This is a genomic window from Paraburkholderia sp. UCT2, assembly GCF_014397665.1.
In the GTDB taxonomy this organism is placed as follows: Bacteria; Pseudomonadota; Gammaproteobacteria; order Burkholderiales; family Burkholderiaceae; genus Paraburkholderia; species Paraburkholderia tuberum.
This window is the reverse complement of the sequence record NZ_VZQO01000002.1, coordinates 177,089-200,982: the sequence shown is the minus strand read 5'-3', so window position 1 is coordinate 200,982 and position 23,894 is coordinate 177,089. Positions and strand designations below refer to the sequence as shown.

17 protein-coding genes are annotated in these 23,894 nt (G+C 64.5%); 9 read left to right on the top strand and 8 right to left on the bottom strand.

The features are described 5' to 3' along the window. Nucleotides 1–53: 53 nt before the first annotated feature. Nucleotides 54–752: an aspartate/glutamate racemase family protein gene (locus F6X39_RS02590; protein WP_187615456.1), complete on the bottom strand. Its 699-nt coding sequence runs from the start codon at nt 750–752 to the stop codon at nt 54–56. 163 nt (nt 753–915) lie between these two features. Between F6X39_RS02590 and F6X39_RS02585 the strand changes: the two genes are divergently transcribed. Next, entirely contained in the window at nt 916–2,217 is a 1,302-nt protein-coding gene (locus F6X39_RS02585; protein ID WP_187615455.1) for an amidohydrolase family protein, read from the top strand. Between the two features lie 130 nt (nt 2,218–2,347). Here the strand turns inward: F6X39_RS02585 and F6X39_RS02580 are convergent, their stop codons facing one another. The 4 genes from F6X39_RS02580 to fixL all read right to left on the bottom strand — a co-directional run bounded on the left by F6X39_RS02580 (nt 2,348) and on the right by fixL (nt 9,248). Then, nucleotides 2,348–4,453 carry a M3 family metallopeptidase gene (locus tag F6X39_RS02580; RefSeq protein WP_187615454.1) on the bottom strand — a complete coding sequence of 702 codons (2,106 nt, stop codon included), beginning with the start codon at nt 4,451–4,453 and terminating at the stop codon, nt 2,348–2,350. 335 nt (nt 4,454–4,788) lie between these two features. Beyond that, the gene (gene folD / locus F6X39_RS02575; protein ID WP_090800818.1) at nt 4,789–5,652 is read right to left on the bottom strand and encodes a bifunctional methylenetetrahydrofolate dehydrogenase/methenyltetrahydrofolate cyclohydrolase FolD; all 864 of its coding nucleotides are present in this window, start codon (nt 5,650–5,652) and stop codon (nt 4,789–4,791) included. 438 nt (nt 5,653–6,090) lie between these two features. Continuing rightward, on the bottom strand, nt 6,091–6,735 hold the full coding sequence (gene fixJ, locus F6X39_RS02570; RefSeq protein ID WP_062129599.1) for an oxygen response regulator transcription factor FixJ: 645 nt from the start codon (nt 6,733–6,735) through the stop codon (nt 6,091–6,093). Then, the gene (gene fixL / locus F6X39_RS02565) at nt 6,732–9,248 is read right to left on the bottom strand and encodes an oxygen sensor histidine kinase FixL (protein WP_222945096.1); all 2,517 of its coding nucleotides are present in this window, start codon (nt 9,246–9,248) and stop codon (nt 6,732–6,734) included. Before fixL ends, fixJ begins: the two co-directional genes overlap by 4 nt. Before the next feature lie 275 nt (nt 9,249–9,523). On the opposite strand from fixL, the gene aceE reads away from it, so the two are divergent. The 3 genes from aceE to lpdA all read left to right on the top strand — a co-directional run bounded on the left by aceE (nt 9,524) and on the right by lpdA (nt 15,867). After that, a complete protein-coding gene (gene aceE, locus F6X39_RS02560; RefSeq protein WP_187615452.1) occupies nt 9,524–12,220 on the top strand; it encodes a pyruvate dehydrogenase (acetyl-transferring), homodimeric type in 2,697 nt (898 codons plus the stop codon). Between the two features lie 83 nt (nt 12,221–12,303). Then, on the top strand, nt 12,304–13,959 hold the full coding sequence (gene aceF / locus F6X39_RS02555) for a dihydrolipoyllysine-residue acetyltransferase (RefSeq protein WP_187615451.1): 1,656 nt from the start codon (nt 12,304–12,306) through the stop codon (nt 13,957–13,959). A 129-nt stretch (nt 13,960–14,088) separates the two neighbouring features. Further along, on the top strand, nt 14,089–15,867 hold the full coding sequence (gene lpdA, locus F6X39_RS02550; RefSeq protein WP_187615450.1) for a dihydrolipoyl dehydrogenase: 1,779 nt from the start codon (nt 14,089–14,091) through the stop codon (nt 15,865–15,867). Between the two features lie 318 nt (nt 15,868–16,185). Here the strand turns inward: lpdA and F6X39_RS02545 are convergent, their stop codons facing one another. Next, nucleotides 16,186–16,761: a phasin family protein gene (locus F6X39_RS02545; protein WP_013089827.1), complete on the bottom strand. Its 576-nt coding sequence runs from the start codon at nt 16,759–16,761 to the stop codon at nt 16,186–16,188. Nucleotides 16,762–17,510: 749 nt separating this feature from the next. Here F6X39_RS02545 and pbpG point away from each other — a divergent pair. Further along, complete coding sequence (gene pbpG, locus F6X39_RS02540) at nt 17,511–18,701, top strand: D-alanyl-D-alanine endopeptidase (RefSeq protein WP_187615449.1); 1,191 nt, start codon at nt 17,511–17,513, stop codon at nt 18,699–18,701. A gap of 143 nt (nt 18,702–18,844) precedes the next feature. On the opposite strand, the gene F6X39_RS02535 is transcribed toward pbpG, so the two are convergent. Then, on the bottom strand, nt 18,845–19,675 hold the full coding sequence (locus F6X39_RS02535) for an IclR family transcriptional regulator (RefSeq protein ID WP_090800805.1): 831 nt from the start codon (nt 19,673–19,675) through the stop codon (nt 18,845–18,847). Nucleotides 19,676–19,856: 181 nt separating this feature from the next. On the opposite strand from F6X39_RS02535, the gene F6X39_RS02530 reads away from it, so the two are divergent. Together F6X39_RS02530 and F6X39_RS02525 are read left to right on the top strand one after the other, a co-directional pair. Further along, nucleotides 19,857–20,579 carry a (Fe-S)-binding protein gene (locus tag F6X39_RS02530; protein ID WP_187615448.1) on the top strand — a complete coding sequence of 241 codons (723 nt, stop codon included), beginning with the start codon at nt 19,857–19,859 and terminating at the stop codon, nt 20,577–20,579. 111 nt (nt 20,580–20,690) lie between these two features. Then, on the top strand, nt 20,691–22,106 hold the full coding sequence (locus tag F6X39_RS02525; RefSeq protein ID WP_187615447.1) for a lactate utilization protein B: 1,416 nt from the start codon (nt 20,691–20,693) through the stop codon (nt 22,104–22,106). A gap of 95 nt (nt 22,107–22,201) precedes the next feature. Here F6X39_RS02525 and F6X39_RS02520 read toward each other — a convergent pair whose 3' ends face one another. Beyond that, a complete protein-coding gene (locus tag F6X39_RS02520; protein ID WP_187615446.1) occupies nt 22,202–22,714 on the bottom strand; it encodes a hypothetical protein in 513 nt (170 codons plus the stop codon). A gap of 263 nt (nt 22,715–22,977) precedes the next feature. On the opposite strand from F6X39_RS02520, the gene F6X39_RS02515 reads away from it, so the two are divergent. Together F6X39_RS02515 and F6X39_RS02510 are read left to right on the top strand one after the other, a co-directional pair. Next, nucleotides 22,978–23,217 carry a hypothetical protein gene (locus F6X39_RS02515; RefSeq protein WP_184067533.1) on the top strand — a complete coding sequence of 80 codons (240 nt, stop codon included), beginning with the start codon at nt 22,978–22,980 and terminating at the stop codon, nt 23,215–23,217. 151 nt (nt 23,218–23,368) lie between these two features. Then, nucleotides 23,369–23,866, top strand: a complete 498-nt coding sequence (locus F6X39_RS02510; RefSeq protein WP_187615445.1) for a low molecular weight protein-tyrosine-phosphatase — start codon at nt 23,369–23,371, stop codon at nt 23,864–23,866. Nucleotides 23,867–23,894: the final 28 nt, after the last annotated feature.

Genomic DNA, 23,894 nt, shown 5'->3' with positions numbered 1-23,894 from the left:
GGGAGGCGAATCTGTTTTCGTTCCGGCGCAAAACCAGAGCGCCGCGCCCATCCTCACTCCGCCTCAATCGCCCACTCCACCGCCGCCTGCGCATGCAACGCAGTGGTATCGAACACCGGCAGCACCGAATCTTCCGGCTTGATCAGCAGCGTGATCTCGGTGCAGCCGAGTATCACCGCCTGCGCGCCACGCGCGGCCAGATGCTCGATCACGCGTTGATAAACCTTGCGCGACGCGTCGGCCACGTTACCGTGGCATAGCTCGTCGTAAATGATGCGGTGCACGTCCGCGCGTTCGTCCTCATCAGGCACGAGCGTGTCGAGTCCATAGCGCTCGCGCAGCCGGCCCATATAGAACGTCTGCTCCATCGTGTAGCGCGTGCCGAGCAGGCCCACCCGCTCGACGCCCGCCGCGCGCAGCGCCGCGCCGGTCGGATCTGCGATGTGCAGGAACGGTACCGTGATCGCCTGCTCGATCGATTCGCACACGCGATGCATCGTGTTCGTCGCAAGAATCACGAGATCGGCGCCGCCGCGTTCGAGCTGGCGCGCGGCGTCGGCCATCTGTTCGCCGAGCGCGTGCCAGTCGCCGGCGCGCTGGTTCGCCTCGATCGACGCGAAATCGACGGTCAGCAGAAGACTGCGCGCGTTGTGATGGCCGCCGAGCCGCGCCTTCGCGTGGCGGTTCAGCAGCCGGTAATACTCGGTGGACGACTCCCAGCTCATTCCGCCGATCACGCCGATCGTTTTCATCTGTACGCTCCGTCAATGCATGGCCGAAACGGCGAGTATAGGCGCGTCGCATCGCGCGCAGCCGGTACGGATTTCGGCCTGCGCGCCGGTACGCATCGATGCCCGGATTTTTCTGGCGCCGATAGAATCGTAGCGAGTCCGAACGCGATCAACCGGAGCGAACATGGATCTGATCATCCGCCACGCGACGCTGCCGCGCAGTGCCGCCCAGCTGTCCCCGCATCACCAGTCCCCAATCGACATCGGCGTCGACGCGGGCCGTATCGTCGCCATCGAGCCGAACCTGGCCGCGAGCGCGCGCGACGAAATCGACGCGGCCGGTTCGCTCGTCACGCCGCCGTTCGTCGACCCGCATTTCCATATGGACGCGACGCTGTCGTACGGTTTGCCGCGCGTGAACGCGTCGGGCACGCTGCTCGAAGGCATCGCGCTATGGGGCGAGCTGAAGCCCGAGCTTACGCAGCAAGCGTTGATCGAACGCGCGATGCAGTATTGCGATTGGGCGGTCGCGCGCGGCCTGCTCGCGATCCGCAGCCACGTCGACGTGTGCGATCCGCGTCTGCTCGCGGTCGAGGCATTGCTCGAAGTGAAGCGCCGCGTCGCGCCGTATCTCGATCTGCAATTGGTTGCCTTCCCGCAAGACGGTCTGCTGCGCAGCGCCGGCGCGTTCGATAATCTGAAGCGCGCGATCGACATGGGCGTCGACGTGGTCGGCGGCATTCCGCATTTCGAGCGGACGATGGCCGACGGCGCGCAGTCGGTGCGCATGCTGTGCGAGTACGCGGCCGAAAAGGGCCTGCGCGTCGACATGCATTGCGACGAATCGGACGATCCGCTATCGCGCCACATCGAAACGCTCGCGGCCGAAACGCACCGGCTCGGCCTGCACGGACGTGTCGCCGGTTCGCACCTGACGTCGATGCATTCGATGGACAACTACTACGTGAGCAAGCTGTTGCCGCTGATGCGCGAGTCGGGCGTCGCGGCGATCGCGAATCCGCTGATCAACATCACGCTGCAAGGCCGCAGCGACACGTACCCGAAACGGCGCGGCATGACGCGGGTGCCGGAGATGCTGGCCGCGGGCATCACGGTCGCGTTCGGCCACGACTGCGTGATGGACCCGTGGTACAGCCTCGGTTCGGCCGACATGCTCGAAGTCGCGCAGATGGGCCTGCATGTTGCGCAGATGACCAGCGTCGACGGCATGCACGCCTGTTTCGACGCGGTGACCGTGAACGCGGCGCGCATTCTCGGTCTGGAAGACTATGGCATCGCGCCCGGATGCGCGGCCAATCTCGTCGTGCTCGATGCGCGCGACGAGCTCGAGGCGATCCGTCTGCGCGCCGCGCGGCTCGCGGTGGTGAGCCGGGGCAGGGTGGTCGGCCGCGCGCCGGCCGCGAGCGTGTCGTTATCGCTCGAAGGGCGGCCTGAGCAGGTCGATTTCAAGCTGCATCGCGCGTAGCGACGAATCTCGCGCATCAATGACAAACCGGCGGCCTGCGCGAGCAGACCGCCGGTTTTTCTATCGGCATCGTTCATTCAGCGCCATGGCATCCGGGCCGAACGAACGATCGTCGCGACGTTTCAATCGCTCAGTGCGCGGCACCCGGCGCCATGCCGTTATGCCGTAGCAGCGCATCGATATTCGGCTCGCGGCCACGGAACGCCTTGAACGATTCCATCGCCGGACGGCTGCCGCCCACTTCGAGAATCTCGCGACGATAACGCATGCCGGTCGACTGATCGAGCACGCTGCCCGCGGCTTGCGCGGCTTCCTCGAACGCCGCGTACGCGTCGGCCGACAGCACTTCGGCCCACTTGTAGCTGTAGTAGCCGGCCGCGTAACCGCCCGCGAAAATATGGCTGAACGTATTCGGCCAGCGCGAGAACGGCGCTTGCGGCACGACGTGGAAGCGTTCGTTGATTTCGCGCGCGAGTTCGTTGGCGCTCTTCGCGCCGTTCGCGTCGAAGCCGGTATGCAGTTGCATGTCGAACATCGAGAACACGATCTGCCGCAGCGTGCCGAGGCCGCTCTGGAAGTTCTTCGCGGCGAGCATCTTGTCGAACAGCTCGCGCGGCAGCGGCTTCGCGGTATCGACGTGCGAGGTCATGTCGGACAGCACGTCCCACTCCCAGCAGAAGTTCTCCATGAACTGCGAAGGCAGCTCGACCGCATCCCATTCGACGCCGTTGATCCCCGACACGCCGAGCTCATCGACGCGCGTGAGCATGTGATGCAAGCCGTGGCCGAACTCATGGAACAGCGTGATCACTTCGTCGTGCGTGAAGCAGGCGGGCTTGCCGCCGACCGGCGCCGAGAAATTACAGGTCAGATACGCGACCGGCGTTTGCACCGCGCCATGCGCGAGCTTGTGACGGCCGCGTGCGTCATCCATCCAGGCGCCGCCGCGCTTGCCTTCGCGTGCATACAGGTCGAGATAGAACTGCGCGACGAGGCCGCCGTCCTGATTCTCGACGCGGAAGAAGCGCACGTCCGGATGCCAGACGGCCGCTTCGTCGCGGCGGATGCGCACGCCAAACAGCGTCTCGGTGACCTTGAACAGGCCCTTGAACACCGCGTCTTCCGGGAAGTACTGCTTCACTTCGTTTTCCGAGAACGAATAGCGCTTCTGGCGCAGGCGCTCGGCGGCGAACGTCATGTCCCAGGGCTGCAGATCGGTCATGCCGAGTTCGCTCGCCGCAAATTCGCGCAGCTCTTTCCAGTCCTGCTCGGCATGCGGACGCGCGCGCGTCGCGAGGTCTTCGAGGAAGGCCATGACCTGCGCCGGCGATTCGGCCATCTTCGGCGCGAGCGACACTTCGGCGAAGTTGCCGTAGCCGAGCATCTGCGCTTCTTCGGCGCGCAGCTTCAGTTCGTCGGCGAGCACCTGGGTGTTGTCCCACTCGGTCTTGCCGTTGCCGTATTGCGCGCCGAGCTCGGACGCGCGCGTCACATAGGCGCGATACATCGCTTCGCGCATCGGACGGTTTTCCGAGTACTGCATGACCGGGAAATAAGACGGGAAGTGCAGCGTGAACTTGTAGCCAGTCTTGCCGTCTCGCTCGGCGGCTTCCTTCGCGGCTTCGATCACGTCTTCGGGCAGTCCCGCCAGTTGCGTTTCGTTGCCCGTATCGACGATGTACGCATACGCGTTAGTCGCATCGAGCACGTGATCCGAAAACGCCTTCGACAGCGCCGCCTGGCGCTCCTGCAATTCGGCGAAACGCGGCTTCTGGTCTTCCGGCAACTCGGCGCCCGACAGACGGAAATCACGCAGCGCGTTGCTGAGGATCTTCTTGCGTTCGCCGTTCAGCGATGCGAATTCGTCGCTGGCGTTCAGTGCCTTGTACTTCTCGTAGAGCGCGAGATTCTGGCCGACGCTCGACCAGAACTCGGTCACGCGCGGCAGGTTCTCGCCGTACGCGGCGCGTAGCTCGGGCGTATCGGCGACGGCATTGAGATGACCGATCACGCTCCACGCGCGCGACAGCGGCTCGGTGGCGCGCTCGACCGGTTCGACGACGTCGGCCCACGACGCGGGCGTGACCGGCAGCGCGGCACGCTCGACGGCGGCCGCCGCGTCGGCGAGCAGCACGTCGAGGGCGGGCGTCACGTGTTCGGGTCGGATGGAGCCAAAGCGCGGCAGATCGGAAAAATCGAGGAGCGGGTTGTCTTGATGCGTGGCGGTAGTGGACATAAGGCTTCCTGTCTGACGCGGGTGAAGGGGGCGGTGCGGCGCTCGCGCGTGCCGTCTCGTGCCGTCTCGTGCTGGGTCGCTCGACGCCCGGCGCCCGGCGCCCGGCGGCACCGGCTACGGACATTATTGGGGCGGGGGGCGCCGATTCCAATCCATCGGCTGACAAATTAACAGATGTTGCGGCGCGTTGGGCGCGCGTTGGGGCAGGGCGTGGGCCGCGGGATCCGGCGACGCGGTAAGGAGGCGGTGGTTCTGCGAGAGAGAAGGGCGGGTGATGACCCGGTGGACGAGACGGATGAGTCGCCTCACTCCGCCTCGCGCTCACCGCCCGGCGGTTACGCCTTGGCCGCGTCTGCCTCGCGCTCGGCCGCTTCGATCGTGTTGACGAGCAGCATCGTGATCGTCATCGGGCCGACGCCGCCCGGCACCGGCGTGATATGGCCGGCCACTTCCTTGACACCCGCGAAGTCGACGTCGCCGCACAGCTTGCCGGCGTCGTCGCGATTCATGCCGACGTCGATCACGGTCGCACCCGGCTTCACCATGTCCGCGGTCAGGATGTTGCGCAGACCGGTCGCGGCGACCACGACGTCGGCGTTGCGCGTGTGCGCGGCCAGATCGCGCGTCTTGCTGTGGCAGATCGTGACGGTCGCGCCCGCTTCGAGCAGCAGCAGCGCCATCGGCTTGCCGACGATGTTCGAGCGGCCGATCACGACCGCGTTCGCGCCCTTCAGATCGATGCCGTAGGCCGCGAACATCTTCATCACGCCGTACGGCGTGCACGGACGGAACAGCGGCTGACCCGTCATCAGCGCGCCCGCATTGGCGACGTGGAAACCGTCGACGTCCTTCTCGGGCGCGATCGCCTCGATCACCTTGTGGCTGTCGATGTGCTTCGGCAGCGGCAACTGCACGAGAATGCCGTGGATGGCCGGATCGCGATTCAGCTCGTCGATGCGCGCGAGCAGGTCGGCTTCGGGCAGATCGGCCGGATAGCGGTCGAACGACGAGCCGAGGCCGTTGTCGTGGCAGGCCTTCACCTTGTTGCGCACATACACTTCGCTGGCCGGATTGTCGCCGACCAGAATCACGGCGAGGCCCGGCTGATGGCCGCGGGCGGTCAGGGCGGCGGCGCGCGCCGCGACGTCGGCGCGCAGGGTCTTGGAGAGGGCGAGGCCGTCGATCAGTTTGGCAGTCATGGTCGGTCGAACGTTGGGTCGAGATTGGGATCGGGAATCAGGTCGGGACAGACGGTTTGGCAGGCGGGGCGAAGCGCTCGCGCGGAGGGGCGTGCGACGGCGTGCTTCGGCTGGCTGACGGAGCCCCGTCGCCCTGCGACAGGCGCGCTGCCGGTTCGGGCAAGGCGCCGCCGCGAAGTCCAACATTATACCGGCGCGGGGGCGCGCTTTCGCAGTGGATTCGGGGCGCGCGGCGCGCGTGGGAGCGTCCGGGATGTGAGGCGGCGATCCTGTGTGGCGGCAAGGAAGCGCACTGCGAGCGGCGGGGCAGGCCGCTCGCACGCCACCCGCACGCCGGACTCGGCGTCGGTCAGGCCGTCGCGAACCGGCGACGCAACCGCCACGGATGGCGGCCACGTACCAACGGCCCCTCCGGACGAAAGGCCGCCCGTGCCTCTGTTACTGCGCCGTTTGCGGCTTGTTCGACAGCGCGAGTCGCAGCAGATCGGCGACCGTGTTGACGTTCAGCTTTTCCATGATGTTCGCGCGATGCGCTTCGACCGTCTTGATGCTGATGCCGAGGTCGTCGGCGATCTGCTTGTTCAGGCGGCCCGCGATGATCCGCTCGAGCACCTGATGCTCGCGCGCGGTCAACTTGCCGAGGCGCTCGGCCGCGGCGCGCTGCTGCTGGACGCTGGTGCTTTCGCTGCGTGCCTTGTCGAGCATGCGCTCGACGAGCTTGCGCAGTTCGGCTTCGTCGAACGGCTTTTCGATGAAGTCCATCGCGCCTTTTTTCATCGTCGACACCGCCATCGGCACGTCGCCGTGGCCCGTCACGAAAATGATCGGCAGCGACGCGTTGTCGGCGATCAGGCGTTCCTGCAACTCGAGCCCGCTCATGCCGGACATCCGCACGTCGAGGATCAGACACGCGATCTGGCCCGGATGCTGATGCGGCTGCCATGCGTCGATGAACTGCTCGGCGCTCGAGAAGCACTGAACGCGGTAGCCGTTCGCCTCCAGCAGCCAGCGCAGCGAATCTCGCACGGCCTCGTCGTCGTCGACGACAAAGACGGTTTCCTGTGTGGTGACTGGGCTGTTCATAGCTCTCCCGTAACGGTTTGTGGTATCGGCGCCTCGGACCCGCCGTTGCTCGGGCCGTCAGGCTCCCCAATGGGCAGACTGCAATGGAACGTGGCGCCCGTGATGTGGCCGTCGGATTCGACGTTGTTGACCACCCACAGACGGCCGCGGTGCGATTCGATAATCGAACGGCAAATGTTCAGCCCCATGCCCATGCCATCGGACTTGGTGCTGTAAAACGGTTCGAACAGACGCTCGGCGGTCGCTTCGTCGACGCCGGGCCCCTGGTCGACGACGCTGATGCAGACGAAGCCGCTCTCCAGTCGCACGACCACGCGGATGACTGGGTCGACCGCGTTCGGGCGCGCTTCGGCCATCGCTTCGACGCCGTTCTTCAGCAGGTTCACGAGCACCTGCTCGATCAGCACCGGATCGACGTAGATCACCGGCAGCCGCGAGCGCAGATCGGTAACGATGCGAATGCGCCGCTTCCTTGCCTCGATTTCGGCGAGACCCACCGCGTCCGCGACGATATCCGCGACCCGCGTGGCCTGCCGCTTCGGCTCGCTGCGCTTCACGAACTCGCGGATGCGCTTGATGATCATGCCGGCGCGCACCGCCTGCTGCGCGGTCTTTTCGAGCACCGGCAGCAGATTGTCGGGCGTCGTTCGACCGGATTTAACCAGTGCGACGGTGCCGGAGCAATAGTTATTGATGGCGGCGAGCGGCTGGTTCAGTTCGTGCGCGAGCGACGAGGCCATTTCACCCATCGTCATCAGGCGGCTCGTGAACTGCAGCTTTTCGTCCTGCTGGCGCGCGAGTTCCTGCGCGCGCTTGCGGGTCGTGATGTCGGTCGCGATCTGCATCTGCGCGAGGTGGCCGTCGACCCACTGGATGTACTGGCGTCGCACCTCGAACCACTTCTGGATGCCGGGGATGTAGATTTCCTGCGCGTCGGCGGCGCTTTCGGTCAGCGCGGCGGCGGGCAGGCCGACGAAGGTGTCGACCATGTCGATCGAATCGGACGACGCCTGCGAGGCGTCGAAGCCGCCGCCCGCGAGTTCGAGGTGGCCGTCCGGGCGGATGCCGAACAGATGCCGGTAATAGCGGTTCGCGAACAGCAGTTCGGCTTCGTCGGCGGCCAGCACGGACACCGCGGCATCGAGGCTTTCGAGCACGGTCGTGAAACGTTCGTGGGCGGCGGCGAGCTCTTCGCGCGCGCGCTTCGGCTCGGTGATGTCGGTCATCGACGACATCCAGCCGGTCTGGCGGCCCGAGCTGTCGATCAGCGGCGACACGTAGAGCCGCGCGTGGAACGTCGAGCTGTCCTTGCGCCGCACGCGCAGCTCGAAGCCGGACGAGGGCGCCTTGCCGCGCAGCGTCATGTCGAGCTGACGCTGCATCTCGGGGTACGCGTCGCGCGGCCAGTAGGCGAACGGCGCGCTCTTGCCGACGAGGTCGCTTTCGTCCCAGCCGGTCATGCGGCAGAACGCCGGGTTCACGTGCGTGATGCGGCCGTGCATGTCGAGCACGCGCATGCCGATCAGCACCGAGTTTTCCATCGCGCGGCGGAAAAACGCTTCCGCGTAGAGCGCCTGCTGCGCCTCGAAGCGCTGGCGCGTGTGCTTCCACAGACTCCACAGGCTCCACAGTACGAAGCAGGAGAGGCCGGCCACCAGCCACACCAGCGTGTTGTTCGTGAAGTTGGTGATCTGCGGGAACGCGTACACGCGCACCGAAATGCCCTGGCCCGGCGGGTCGAGCGGCAGGTCGTAGAACATGTCGCGCGGCAGGCGCGGGCGGGTCGACGTGGTGGTCAACTCGCGGTTGTTCGCGTCGATGATCGAGATCTTGTATTTGGCCGACAGCTCGGGCGGGATGTCGCGCTTCAGAATGCCTTCCACCGAGAACACCGCGGCGATGGTGCCGAGGAAATCGCGGTCGCGGAAGATCGGCGTTTGCAGCGTGATGAAGCCGTTGCCGAGGTCGTCGTAGATGAGCGGCGAGTACACCTGGCGGCGCGTGTTGCGCGCCTCGGCGAAGCCGGCCTTGACAGCTTCGTCCATCTGCGCGTCGTTCGGACGCGCGAGCCGCTGGCCGAGCACCGGCGGCGCGGCGTTGGGCCAGCGCGGCTGCTGCTGGCCCGTGTACCAGTTCATGTAGAGGATCTCAGGATGCCCCTGCATGATGTCCGTGGTGCTCACCTGGAACGAATGCTCGTCGGCATGGCCGGCGGCGAGGTCGCGCGCGAGTGCCTGGATCTGCTCTTGCGCGCCCGTCATCGACAGGCGGATCTGCTGCTGCGCCCACGCGACGTTGCGGTACAGCGCGTCTTCCTGCTGTTGCTGCTCGCGCCGGTTCAGACTCCACAGAATCAGGCTCATGACGACCAGGAACACCAGGATCGACAGGAGCGGCGTCAGCAAATAGGAATTGGACCACCAGGGTCCGTGGTGCCAGCGCGAGGACGGCGACGAATCCGCCGGCGAACCCGCGGTGCGCGCCGAGCGAGAGAAGAGCCGTTCGGTCAACATGCGTGGCATTGTAGCTCAGCACGTCCCCGACAAATGGCGCAAAAAAGCACGGATAGTGCAGTTAATCGGTGCAAACTAGCCGGCGGATCAGTCGATCGGCAGTCAAACCAGGTTGCGTCGCAGCAATTTTCCGCATTATGAGAATTGATCTCGTAATTTGAAAATTTGGTTGCGCTGACGTCGGGACCCTTATTACAATCGGCCGGAGCTGCCGCGGCCGTTCCTGCGTCCGCGTCGTCTGTTCAAAGTGCGTTCCCCATACCCAGGAGACGAGCATGTCCGCTGTACCCGACGAAGTCATGAAATATGTCGCCGCCGATAAAGACGACGATCCCCAGGAAACCGGCGAATGGCTGGAAGCGCTGGATGGCGTGATTTCTGCAGTAGGCCCTGACCGTGCCCACTACCTGATCGAAAAACAGATCGAATTCGCACGCGTGCACGGCGAACATCTGCCGTTCTCCGCTAACACTCCTTACATCAACACGATTCCGGTCGCGCGCCAGGCCAAGAACCCCGGCGACCAGGACATCGAACACCGTATCCGCTCGTACACCCGCTGGAACGCGATGGCGATGGTGCTGCGCGCCGGCAAGGAAACCAACGTCGGCGGCCACATCGCGTCGTTCGCATCGGCCGCCACGCTGTACGACGTCGGCTACAACCACTTCTGGCACGCACCGTCGGCCGAGCACGGCGGTGACCTCGTGTTCGTGCAGGGCCACTCGTCGCCGGGTGTCTACTCGCGCGCGTTCCTGCTCGGTCGCCTGACCGACAAGCAGCTCGACAACTTCCGCCAGGAAGTCGGCGGCGAGGGCATCTCGTCGTATCCGCATCCGTGGCTGATGCCGGACTTCTGGCAATTCCCGACCGTGTCGATGGGCCTGGGTCCGATCATGGCGATCTACCAGGCGCGCTTCATGAAGTACCTGCAGGCGCGCGGCATCGCGAAGACCGACGGCCGCAAGGTCTGGGCCTTCCTCGGCGACGGCGAAACGGACGAGCCGGAATCGCTCGGCGCGATCGGCATGGCCGGCCGCGAGCGCCTGGACAACCTCGTGTTCGTGATCAACTGCAACCTGCAGCGTCTCGACGGTCCGGTGCGTGGCAACGGCAAGATCATCCAGGAACTCGAAAGCGAATTCCGCGGCGCCGGCTGGAACGTGATCAAGGTCATCTGGGGCAGCCGCTGGGACGCGCTGTTCGCGCGCGACAAGTCGGGCGCGCTGATGCGCCGCATGATGGAAGTCGTCGACGGCGAGTACCAGACGTACAAGTCGGAGTCGGGCGCGTTCGTGCGCGAACACTTCTTCAACACGCCGGAACTGAAGGCGCTGGTCGCCGACTGGTCCGACGACGACATCTGGAATCTGAACCGCGGCGGCCATGATCCGCACAAGATCTACGCGGCGTTCACGGAAGCGACGAATTCGAAGGGCCAGCCGACCGTCATCCTCGCGAAGACGATCAAGGGCTACGGCATGGGCGAAGCCGGCCAGGCGATGAACATCACCCACCAGCAGAAGAAGATGCAGGTGGAGCAGCTGAAGAAGTTCCGCGACCAGTTCCGTCTGCCGATCACGGACGAGCAGATCGTCGACGTGCCGTACCTGACGTTCGAGGAAGGCTCGAAGGAACTCGAATACATGCGCCAGAAGCGCATGGACCTGGGCGGCTACCTCCCGGCGCGTCGTCAGAAGGCCGAGTCGCTGCCGGTGCCGGAACTGTCGGCATTCGAGCCGCTGTTGAAGGGCACGGGCGAAGGCCGCGAGATCTCCACGACGATGGCGTTCGTGCGGATCCTGAACATCCTGCTGAAGGACAAGGCGCTCGGCAAGCGCGTCGTGCCGATCGTGCCGGATGAATCGCGTACGTTCGGCATGGAAGGTCTGTTCCGTCAGATCGGTATCTGGAATCAGGACGGCCAGAAGTACGTGCCGGAAGATTCCGACCAGCTGATGTTCTACCGTGAGTCGGAGACCGGTCAGATCCTGCAGGAGGGCATCAACGAAGCCGGCGGCATGGCCGACTGGATCGCGGCCGCGACGTCGTACTCGACGCACGGCGAGATCATGATCCCGTTCTACATCTTCTACTCGATGTTCGGCTTCCAGCGCATCGGCGACCTCGCATGGGCCGCTGGCGACATGCGCTCGCGCGGCTTCCTGCTGGGCGGCACGGCGGGCCGCACGACGCTGAACGGCGAAGGCCTGCAACACGAAGACGGCCACTCGCTGATGTGGGCGGCTTCGGTGCCGAACTGCATCAGCTACGACCCGACGTTCGGCTACGAACTCGCGGTCATCGTGCAGGACGGTCTGCGCCGCATGGTCGCCGACCAGGAAGACGTCTACTACTACGTCACCGTGATGAACGAGAACTACGAGCACCCGGCGATCCCGCAGGGCGAGACCGTGGCGGCCGACATCATCAAGGGCATGTACTCGTTCAGCAAGACCGCAGCCGATAAAAAGGCGCCGCACGTGCAGCTGATGGGCGCGGGCACGATCTTCAACGAAGTGATCGCCGCGGCCGACCTGCTGAAAAACGACTGGGGCGTCAACGCCGACCTGTGGAGCGTGCCGAGCTTCACCGAGCTCGCGCGCGAAGGTCACGAAGTGCAGCGCTGGAACCTGTTGCACCCGACCGAAGAGAAGAAGCTGTCGCACGTCGAGAAGCTGTTGAAGGATGCGCCGGGTCCGGTCATCGCATCGACCGACTACGTGCGCGCGCTGACCGAGCAGATCCGCGCGTTCGTGCCGCAGAAGTTCGTCGTGCTGGGCACCGACGGCTACGGCCGTTCGGACACGCGCGAGAAGCTGCGTCACTTCTTCGAAGTCGATCGCTACTGGGTCACGGTCGCCGCGCTGAACGCGCTGGCGGACGAAGGCACGATCGAACGCAAGGTGGTCGCCGAGGCGCTCAAGAAGTACAACCTTGATCCCGCCAAACCCAACCCGATGACCGTCTAAGGCATCACCCGTGTGCCACGATGCACGCGCTTGCTCCTCATCGCGAGGGGCCGGCGGCGTGCGCGGCCCAGGAGACACTAACAATGAGTCAAGCGATCGAAGTCAAGGTGCCGGACATCGGCGATTACAAGGACGTCCCTGTGATCGAGGTGCTGGTGAAGGCGGGTGACACCGTCGAAAAAGAGCAATCGCTCGTGACGCTGGAATCCGACAAGGCGACGATGGACGTGCCGAGCTCGGCCGACGGCGTCGTCAAGGAAGTGAAGGTCAAGGTCGGCGATGCGGTGTCCGAAGGCACGCTGATCATCGTGCTCGAAGGCGCCAACGCCGCTGCCGCGGCGCCCGCGCCGGCTGCCGCACCGGCTCCTGCTCCTGCGCCGGCGGCAGCTCCCGCTGCGGCGGCGCCCGCGCCCGCGGCAGCAGGCGGCGGCGTGCAGGAAATCAAGGTGCCGGATATCGGCGACTACAAAGACGTCCCCGTGATCGAGATCGCGGTGAAGGTCGGCGATCGTGTCGAGAAGGAACAGTCGCTCGTCACGCTCGAATCCGACAAGGCGACGATGGATGTGCCCAGCTCGGCCGCCGGCGTCGTCAAGGAAGTGAAGGTCAAGGTTGGCGATACCGTGTCGGAAGGCTCGGTCATCGTCGTGATCGAAGCGGAAGGCGGCGCTGCCCCGGCACCCGCGCCGGCACCGGCCGCGAAGGCGCCGACTGAAAAGCCGTTCGACGCGCCGGCCGCGCCGACCCCGGCACCGGCCGCGCCGTCCGCGCTCGCGCAAGCGCCGCTGATCCCGGCTGGAGAAGGCGGCTCGCGTCATCCGAGCCATGCGTCGCCGTCGGTGCGCAAGTTCGCGCGCGAACTCGGGGTGGACGTCGGCCAGGTGAAGGGCACCGGTCCGAAGGGCCGCATTACGCAGGCCGACGTGACCGCGTTCGTGAAGGGCGTGATGACGGGCCAGCGCGCGGCGCCGGCTGGTGCGGCCGCGCCGGCCGCCGGCGGTGGCGAGCTGAATCTGCTGCCGTGGCCGAAGGTCGACTTCACGAAGTTCGGTCCGGTCGATCCGAAGCCGTTGTCGCGTATCAAGAAGATCTCGGGCGCGAACCTGCATCGCAACTGGGTCATGATTCCGCACGTCACGAACAACGACGAAGCGGACATCACCGAGCTCGAAGCGCTGCGCGTCAAGCTGAACAAGGAACACGAGAAGGCGGGCGTCAAGTTCACGATGCTCGCGTTCGTGATCAAGGCCTGCGTGGCGGCCCTGAAGAAATTCCCGACCTTCAACGCGAGCCTCGACGGCGACAACCTGGTGTTCAAGCAGTACTACCACATCGGTTTTGCCGCTGACACGCCGAACGGCCTCATGGTGCCGGTGATTCGCGACGCGGACAAGAAGGGCCTCGTCGACATCGCGAAGGAAATGGCCGACCTGTCGAAGGCCGCGCGCGAGGGCAAGCTGAAGCCGGACCAGATGCAGGGCGGCTGCTTCTCGATCTCGTCGCTGGGCGGTATCGGCGGCACGCACTTCACGCCGATCATCAATGCGCCTGAAGTCGCGATTCTCGGCCTGTCGCGCAGCGCGATGAAGCCGGTGTGGGACGGCAAGCAGTTCGAGCCGCGCCTGACCATGCCGCTGTCGCTGTCGTACGACCATCGCGTGATCGACGGAGCGGAAGCCGCGCGCTTCAACGCATACCTCGGTTCGATTCTTGCCGATTTCCGGCGTGTGATTCTTTGACCGGCTGGTGAGGTCCGCCGGCGCGGGCGCGGATGGTTTCGACCGATCCGCGTCGCGCCGTCCGCGCGTTCGCGTGCTGTGCGCGTCGAAGGCGCCGCTCATCATCGATCAATAAGAGAAGGGGACACCATGAGTCTCGTCGAAGTAAAAGTGCCGGACATCGGTGACTTCAAGGACGTCGACGTCATCGAAGTCAACATCAAGCCGGGCGACACCATCGAAAAAGAGCAGTCGCTGCTGACGCTCGAATCCGACAAGGCGTCGATGGAAGTGCCGAGCGATACCGCCGGCACCGTCAAGGAAGTGCGTATCAAGCCGGGCGACAAGGTCTCGCAGGGCACGGTCATCGCGCTCGTCGAGGCAACGGCGGGCGGCGCGGCTGCGGCCGCTGCGCAGCCGAAAGCGCCCGAGAAGGCGGCTCCCGCGCCGGCGCCTGCCGCTGCGGCGCCGAAGGCCGCCGCAGCGGCTGCGCAAGCCGGCAGCTATTCGGGCAGCGCCGACATCGAGTGCGACATGCTCGTGCTCGGTTCGGGCCCCGGCGGTTATTCGGCCGCGTTCCGCTCCGCCGACCTCGGCATGAAGACCGTGCTGGTCGAGCGTTATCCGACGCTCGGCGGCGTGTGTCTGAACGTCGGCTGCATCCCGTCGAAGGCGCTGCTGCACACCGCGCTCGTCATCGACGAAGCGGCTGATCTTGCCGCCCACGGCATCACGTTCGGCAAGCCGCAGATCGATCTCGACAAGCTGCGCGATTTCAAATCCGGCGTGGTCAGGAAGCTGACCGGCGGTCTCGCCGGCATGGCGAAGGCGCGCAAGGTCGAAGTGGTGGTCGGTACGGGTGCGTTCGTCGATCCGAACCACATGGAAGTGCAGACCGAGGGCGGCAAGAAGGTCGTCAGGTTCAAGCAGGCGATCATCGCAGCGGGCTCGGAAGCGGTGAAGCTGCCGTTCATTCCGGAAGATCCGCGGGTCGTCGATTCGACCGGCGCGCTCGAACTGCGCCAGATTCCGCAGCGCATGCTCGTGATCGGCGGCGGCATCATCGGTCTCGAAATGGCGACTGTGTACTCGACGCTCGGCGCGAACATCGACGTGGTCGAAATGCTCGACGTCCTGATGGCCGGCGCGGACCGCGATCTGGTCAAGGTCTGGGAGAAGTACAACAGCGAGCGTTTCGCGAACGTGATGCTGAAGACCAAGACCATCGCCGCCGAAGCGAAGGACGACGGTATCTACGTGTCGTTCGAGGGCGAGCAGGCGCCGGCCGAGCCGCAACGCTACGACCTCGTGCTGGTGGCCGTCGGCCGTTCGCCGAACGGCAAGCGGATCGGCGCGGAAAAGGCCGGCGTCGCGGTGACGGATCGCGGCTTCATCGAAGTCGACAGGCAACAGCGCACGAATGTGCCGCACATCTTCGCGATCGGCGACATCGTCGGTCAGCCGATGCTCGCGCACAAGGCCGTGCACGAAGGCCACGTGGCGGCGGAAGCCGCGCATGGCGAGAAGGCGTACTTCGACGCGCTGCAGATTCCGTCGGTGGCCTACACCGATCCGGAAGTGGCTTGGGCCGGCAAGACGGAAGACCAGCTGAAAGCCGAAGGCGTCAAGTTCGGCAAGGCGGTGTTTCCGTGGGCCGCATCGGGTCGCGCGATCGCCAACGGTCGCGACGAGGGCTTCACGAAGCTGCTGTTCGATGAGGAAACGCATCGCGTGATCGGCGGCGGTATCGTCGGTCTGAACGCGGGCGACCTGATCAGCGAAGTCTGTCTCGCGATCGAGATGGGCGCGGACGCAACGGATATCGGCAAGACGATCCATCCGCATCCGACGCTCGGCGAATCGATCGGCATGGCGGCCGAGTTGTATGAAGGCGTCTGTACCGATCTGCCGCCCGTCAAGAAGAAGTAGCGCGGTGCGCCGCGCCTGCGTGACGACATGCGGGCGCGGCAAAGCCGGTCGAGCCGAACGGCAAAGAAAAACGGCGCGCTCCATGGCGGAGCGCGCCGTTTCTGTTTTCGTGGCGGCCAGTGGCGGGCAAAAAAATCCCGGCTTGGCGGCCGGGCAAACGATACGCCATTGCAACGTATCGGAGCGTTCGGCTCATCAAACCGTATAAGCGGCAACGGCACGACGCTGTTGCTTGCGATAACGCCGGCGCAGCGCATAGGCTGGGCCGGCGTGAAAGACGACGCGAGGCATAAAGCCTGGCGTGTTGACGCGTGAAGCTTAGACGGCCTTCTTGGCGGCGGCGCGCGATGCTTGCGCAGCAGCTTGCGAAGCTGCCTTCGAAGCGGCCGTTGCAGCTGCGTTGAAGTTGCTTTCGGCGATTTCGACAGCCTGGCGGGTTGCCTTGTGGACCGTTTCGTACGTGGTGTTGGCGGCGGTGATAGCCGACTTCATCACGGCGACAGCGGTTTCCGAACCGGCCGGTGCGTTCTTGGCGACGTTTTCGACGAGCGCCTGAACCTTGCGGTTTTGCTCTTCGAATTGCGCTTCCGCGACGCGGGTGAATTCACCCTGCGTTGCCGAAACGATTTCGTACACATGGCGGCCATACGACAGCGCCTTTTCAGCCACCGGCTGCGCGAGGCTTGCTTGCAGTGCCAGCAGTTCCTGCGCATCCTTCACGGACAGCGCGCGTTGGGCATTTTCCTGGCTTTCGGCGAGCGTCGACTTCACAACTTGCAGGTTCAGCTCGACCAGCTTTTCGACACCTTCAAATGCTTTGGTCGTCAGGCCGAACAGGGTTTCGAAGTTGGCTTTCTGGGCTGCGGCGAATTGCTCAGGGGTCAGCAGAGTCATGGTTTACGCTCCTGGATCGCGGCCGGTCTGTGCGGGCCGCATTGGGTGGGTGGCGAGACGCAGATTCATCGTCTCCCCGGACCGCGATGTATTGTGCATCGCAGCAATGGTTCCCATTTTAGGATGCCCACAAGGAATGTCAAGCGTTTTTTGTGCATCGCACAATGTTAAGAAAATGCCGACAAAACAATAGGTTATACAGTAGGCATGTCATTAATATGACGCGGAACGATTGCGCGTTGCACCGTGTTGGTGCGACATAAACCAACCGTTCAGCAGGCCGTCGGGAGATTATTTTTTCCGTGTGGCAGCAATTCGCCCCTGAAAAACCGATCATCATCAATTCGATGTAAACCACAAGATGACAAGGAACGTTAAAGAACGATGGCAGTCGAACGCGCGTTAGTGACTTTCGTCAGACACTTACTTAAAAAGTCCGTCGCACGCTCGCAACGCCTTCATGGCGCGGCGCAGTAGTTTCCGCCGGTGCTCTGACAGTATTCCCCGGATCAAGGTTGTCTCAAAATTGCCGTTATCCTGCAATGATCTGCTCGATTGGGCCGGGCGGCGATGGCGAGGCTTGCTGGCGACGATCGTTTTTTTCGATCGAGGCGCGGCACTTATTCGTGTTTTCGCGATCGGAGCTGACAAGCCGGTTTAAGGAGCGCGTATAAGTGCTTCAAATTGCTAATTTTTCGTTGCTTTACTACACTTGCGGAAACCTCTCGCCGCTCCCTATCGAACACCCAATGAAAACCGACATGTTTTCGTCGCTAAAAGTGCTCCACGGCGCGGCGCGCAGCACCGCTCTGTCGGTGGCCGTCTCGCTGGCCGTCGCAGCGGCGTTCGCTACGCCTGTCAGCACTTTTGCAGCTACGTCTGCTGCATCCGCAAAAACTTCCAAACACGCTAAAACTGCCAGGAAGCCTGCGCAGGCGGCCGCCACCGCAAAGGTGTCGAGCCATGCGGCGAAAGCCGCCAAGGGTGAGGCCGTGAAAGCCGCTGCGGCGGATGAAGATGCCCCGCACGCCGGCGTCAAACGCAAGCGCGTCACGTTCACGGCGAACGGCCGACACCGTTCGGTGATGCGACGCGTCGCGTACGAGCCGCGCCAGCCGAGCGTCGGCCAGGCGTTTGGTCTGCACGAGACGCCGGACGCGCTGATGCTGCGCTCGAGCGTCGCCTATGTGATCGACCAGAACAGCGGCGAGACGCTGTTCGACAAGAACTCGCGCGCGGTGGTACCGATCGCATCGATCAGCAAGCTGATGACGGCGATGGTGGTGCTCGATTCGAAAGAGCCGATGACCGATCAGATCGAAGTCACCGACGAAGACCGCGACTACGAGAAGAACACCGGTTCGCGTCTGTCGGTGGGCTCGGTGCTGTCGCGCGAGGACATGCTGCACATCGCGCTGATGGCGTCGGAAAACCGCGCGGCGGCGGCGCTGTCGCGCTACTACCCGGGCGGCCGGCCGGCGTTCCTCGCAGCGATGAACGCGAAGGCGAGGCAGCTCGGCATGAACGACACGCACTTCGAGAACCCGACCGGTCTGACGAGCATGAACGTGTCGAGCGCGCGCGATCTCGTGAAGATGGTCAACGCGGCGTATCAGTACCCGTTGATCCGCAAGTTCTCGACCGATCACAGCTATGAGGTGTACACCGGCAAGCGCACGCTCGCGTACAACAGCACGAACGCGCTGGTGCGCAACCCGACGTGGGACATCGGTCTGCAGAAGACCGGCTTCATCAACGAAGCGGGCGAGTGTCTCGTGATGCAGGCGACCATCCACGGCCGGCCGATGATCCTGGTGCTGCTCGATTCGTCGGGCAAGTACTCGCGTTTCGCGGACGCGACGCGTCTGCGTACGTGGCTCGACAACGGCGGCGACCAGCCGCGTATCACGAGCGCCGATGCCGGCGGCCCGGGTACCTGAAGCCGCAACGCATACTCAGCCGGTGGTAGTCAGTCCGGCTGCAGCTGACGTGCAAAGAAAAAGCCTCGCGGATGCGAGGCTTTTTTCATGGCGCCGGCGGGAGGGCAAAGGGTGCAACGGCGGTTGGGCGGCCGCCCCCTTCACTAATGCTGGCCGTGCGAGCCATGTGAGCCGTGCCCGCCGTGCGCATGGTCCTGCTGCGGCTGCGGGCGGTAGCCGAGCGATTCCGAAATCATCAACGCGGTCTGGCTCAACTGCCCGAGCCATGAATCCTGTAAACGATCGGCCGGCGCCGACAGCGACAGTCCCGCGACCAGCTTGCCGGTATCGTCGTAGATGCCGGCGGCGATGCAGCGCACGCCCAACTCCAGTTCCTCGTTGTCGCGCGCGCAGGCCTGCTGGCGCACATGCGACAGCTCGCGTTCGAGTTTCGCGAGATCGGTGATGCTGTTCTGCGTGTGGCCCGACAGACCGGTGCGTGTTGCGTAGGCACGCACGCGGGTGGCTTCGTCGGCCGCGAGGAACAGCTTGCCGACCGAGGTCAGATGAAGCGGGGCGCGCCCGCCGATCGCCCGCACCACCTGCATGCCCGAGCGCTCCGAATACGCGCGTTCGATATAGACGATTTCGTCGCCCTGACGCACCGACAGGTTCACGGTCTGCCCGGTCTCGCGGTGCAGCTCGCGCATCGGCGTGAGCGCAGCGTCGCGCACCGACAGGCGCGCCTTGACGAGATTGCCCAGTTCGAGCAGGCGCATGCCAAGACGGTAGGTGCCGGGGTCTGAACGGTCGACCAGCCGGCACATCACCATATCGTTCAGGATGCGGTGCGCGGTGGATGGATGCAGCTCCGTGCGGATGGCCAGTTCTTTCAGGCTGACCGGGTCGCTATGCGCCGCCAGTGCGTCGAGCAGGCGCATCATGCGTTCGATCACCTGGATCGAAGTTTTGGGATCCGGGTTCGTGTCGCTCATATGAGAATCGGTGGATGCGTCAAACAGCGAAAACTGATTGTATCTCGTATTGTGAAAAAAGCGAACGCTTCGGGGCGCGCTTCCAATCCGGCGCGGCGTGCTTCTTCCTATGCCTTCCGGCCGTTGGTATTGCACCGGCAAACAGCGGATAATCAGGGACGTTTCCCCGCAAGGAGGGCTCATGCGAGTCGGATTGTTCATCACTTGCCTGATTGACCTGATGCGTCCCGAGATCGGTTTCTCCGTCATCAAGCTGATCGAAGGCGCCGGTTTCGAGGTCGTAGTGCCGCCCGCGCAAACCTGTTGCGGGCAACCTGCGTATAACTCGGGAGACCGCCGCCTCGCGCGCGACCTTGCCGAGAAAACGCTGCGCGAGTTCGAACAGTTCGACTATGTGGTGGTGCCGTCGGGCTCCTGCGGCGGGATGATCCGCGCGCACTACGGCGACCTGTTCCGCGACGATCCCGAACTGATGAACCGTTTCGGCCGCCTGCGCGGCAAGGTGTTCGAGCTGACGGATTTCCTCGTCAACGTCGCGAAGGTGCAGTTGCAACCGGGCGAGTTCGCGGGACAGGTGACTTATCACGACTCGTGTTCGGGCTTGCGCGAACTGGGCGTCAAGGAACAGCCGCGCGAACTGCTCGCGCAGGTCGGCGTCGCGGTCACCGAGATGAAAGGCTGCGAGCATTGCTGCGGCTTCGGCGGCACTTTCGCGGTCAAATACGGCGATATCTCGACCGCGATCGTCGACGAAAAGTGCGCGAACATCGCCGCGAGCGGCGCCGGTGCGGTGGTGCTCGGCGACCTCGGCTGCATGTTGAATATCGAAGGGCGGCTGCGCCGCAACGGCGACTCGACGACGCGCGTGCTGCATATCGCACAGGTGCTGGCCGGCGACGTGTAATCCCCGCGCGGCGAACACCGCCATTGTTCGCGTCACGTTTATCTTGTCTGTCACGCGTTGCGTCGGGCGCGAATGCGCCGCGCGTTTCAATCCGATCTCATCAGGGCCGCCATGCAAGTCCAATCGATGCAGTTCAAGGCTCGCGCCGGTCAGAAACTCGCCGACCAGCGCCTGCAGCAGAACCTGACCAAGCTGTCCACGAAGTTCGTGTCGGCGCGCGCGAGCGCGATGACCGCGATCGATTTCCCCGCGACGCGGGCCGCGCTCAAGGAGCGCCGTGATCGCGCGCTCGAGAATCTCGACGTGTGGCTCGAAACCTTCGAGCGCGAGGCGACCCGGCGCGGCGTGACTGTGCTGTTCGCGGAGACCACGCAGGAGGCCGCGCGGCTCGTCGGCGACATTGCGCGCAAGCACGACGTGAAGAAGGTGATCAAGACCAAGTCGATGGTCACCGAGGAAATGCGTCTGAACGAAGTGCTCGGGCAGATGGGCGTGCAGTCGATCGAAACCGACCTTGGCGAATACATCCTGCAGATCAACGACAACGAGCCGCCAAGCCACATCATCGCGCCGGTCGTTCACAAGGATAAGGACGAGATCGCCGACCTGTTCGCGAAGACGCACGGCCGGCCGCGGCTCACCGAGATTCCCGACATGACGCGTGAGGCGCGCGAAATGCTGCGGCCGCATTTTCTGAGCGCGGACATGGGCGTGACGGGCGGCAATTTCATCATCGCGGAAACGGGCTCGGTCGCGGTCGTGACCAACGAGGGCAACGAAGGTATGTGCACGGTGATGCCGCGCGTGCATGTCGCTGTCACTGGCATCGAGAAGGTGCTGCCGACGCTCGAGGATCTCGCGACGGCTATGCGTCTGTTGCCGCGTTCGGCAACCGGCCAGGCCACCTCGAACTATTTTTCGATGCTGACCGGGCCGCGTGGCGTGGGCGATCAGGATGGGCCCGAGCATATGTACGTGGTGCTCGTCGACGGTGGCCGCACAGGGCTGATCGGCGGCGACTTTCAGGAGATGCTTCGCTGCATCCGCTGCGGCGCGTGCATGAACCATTGCCCGGTGTATCAGAAGGTCGGCGGGCACGCGTATGGCTGGGTCTATCCGGGGCCGATGGGGTCGGTGCTGACGCCGAGCTATGTCGGCATCGACAAGGCGCTCGACCTGCCGCAAGCGGCGACGTTATGCGGCGAATGCAATAGCGTGTGCCCGGTCGGTATCCCGCTGTCCGATCTGTTGCGCAAGCTGCGCGAAAAGCAGATGGAGCGACACCTGCGGCCGTGGAAGGAGCGCGCCGGGTTGGCGCTGTGGGGCTGGCTCGCGCTGCATCCCGATGCCTATGCGCTCTTTACCAAACTCGCCGTGCGCGTGCTGGAGCGCATGGGTGGGCGCAATCGGTCGATCGCCAAACTGCCGCTCGGCGGCGCGGGCTGGACCGATACGCGCGACATGCCGGCGCCGGTGGGTCGTACGTTCCGCGAGTTGTATGCCGCGCAGCGCAGCCATATTGGCTGAGCGGGCGGCATTGGGATTGGTTTGACGGCTGCGCGCTCGCGCAGCCGTCGAAATGGGCGAAGAAGCCGGCGGGATACTTCAGCGCCGCTCCGTCTTCAATGTTCGGTCATCTGCCCCGGCTGACGCGCGGGCGCATTTCTCCCCAAATCGTTGCCTCGTCCACCGCCGTTGCCGGCTTGCGGCTGGCCCGCGCCGGGGCGCGGGCCGCCATTGGCGCCACCAGGGCCGTGCGGACCGCCCGCTGCGCCCTGCGGCGGCGGGCCGCCGTGCGGTTGTCCAGGACCGCCGCCGTTGTTGCCATGACCGTTGCCGTGATCGCCGTGGTGCCGGTCGTTGTCGTTCGGATGACCGCGATCCGGATAGCCGCGATAGCCGGAGCCCGGCGCCGGGCCGTAGTAGCGTCCCGGACCGTAATCGCCGTAGCCGAGGTACACATTGGTTTGCGGCACGACCGCGGCACCCGGCGCGTATGCGGAATCGTCATAACCGTTGTAGCCGCTATAGGCGCCGTAGCCGTTGCCGTACATCGGCGTGCCGTCCGGATAGACCGCGCAGCCGCCGAGCAGCGCGGCGGCCACCAGGCCAGCGAGAGGTGCAATGCGTTTCATTTTGTGGTGCAAAGAAATGTAAGGGTAAGAATAAGACCGTCATTGTCGCCGTCCGTCGCAGCGGCTTTGTATGCGTTTGTAAGCTTTACTTTTGTGTGCCAGCGATGCGCTAATCGTTCCCGAAAGAGGTCTCAATTGACTGTTTCGTATCAAGCAACGATCTATCTCGCGCGGGCGGGTTTTTCCCGATTGTGAATTCCTATAGCATTTCGTTAGGGCATAGTGCGTAATAAGCTCATGCGCCCCTAATTGAAAAACACATCATGAAAAAGACAATATCGGTGTACTGGCCCCTAGCCATCGTTGTACCGCTCGCGGTGCTCGCCTTTCTGCACGTCAACGGCCAAACCGCTTCGCGCGCCTCGCAGATGCCGCTCGACGCCAATCATCTGACCGCCGAACTCGCACGCGCGGTGTCGTACGGCATGATCGACACGGCGTCGGCATTGCCGGCCAAGCCGATGCGTGCCGCCACGGCGACGCCGCTCGCCGAGGCATCGTAAGCCGGCGCGGCGGACCGCGACGCTCCGAAGCCGCTGATCTTGCTAGCTGCGCCCGCTCGGCGCGAATCTGTCGAGATTTGTATAATCGCGGCGCAGTCCGCTGACTGTCTGACGACCTCACGCGCGGCGCCTCGGGCGTCGAAAATCCCTGATGAAAACTGTGTCCATCTGTTTCGTTTGCCTCGGGAATATCTGCCGTTCACCGACGGCGGAGGGCGTGATGCGTCATCTGGTCGACGAGGCGAAGCTTGCGGACTGCATCCTGATCGATTCGGCCGGCACCGGCGATTGGCACATCGGCGCGGCGCCCGACGAACGCGCGCAACACGCGGCCCGCCAGCGCGGCTATGCGCTCGACGCGCTGCGGGGCCGCCAGATCACGGTCGCGGACTTCGAGCGCTTCGATCTGCTGATTGCCATGGACGACCGAAACATCGCCGCGTTGCGTCAACTGTGCCCGCCCGCACAGCGCGACAAGATCCGTCTGCTGATGGAGTTCGTGCCTGAGTCGGATGGCCGCTGGAGCGGCGCGCGAGAGGTTGTCGATCCGTATTTCGGCGGCGCGGAAGGCTTCGAGTTGGTGCTCGATCAGTGCGAAGCAGCCTGCCGCGGGCTGATTGCCGCGCTGCGCCCGCAGTTGCTCGCTTAGGCATCGGGCGAAGAACGCAGACGCACCA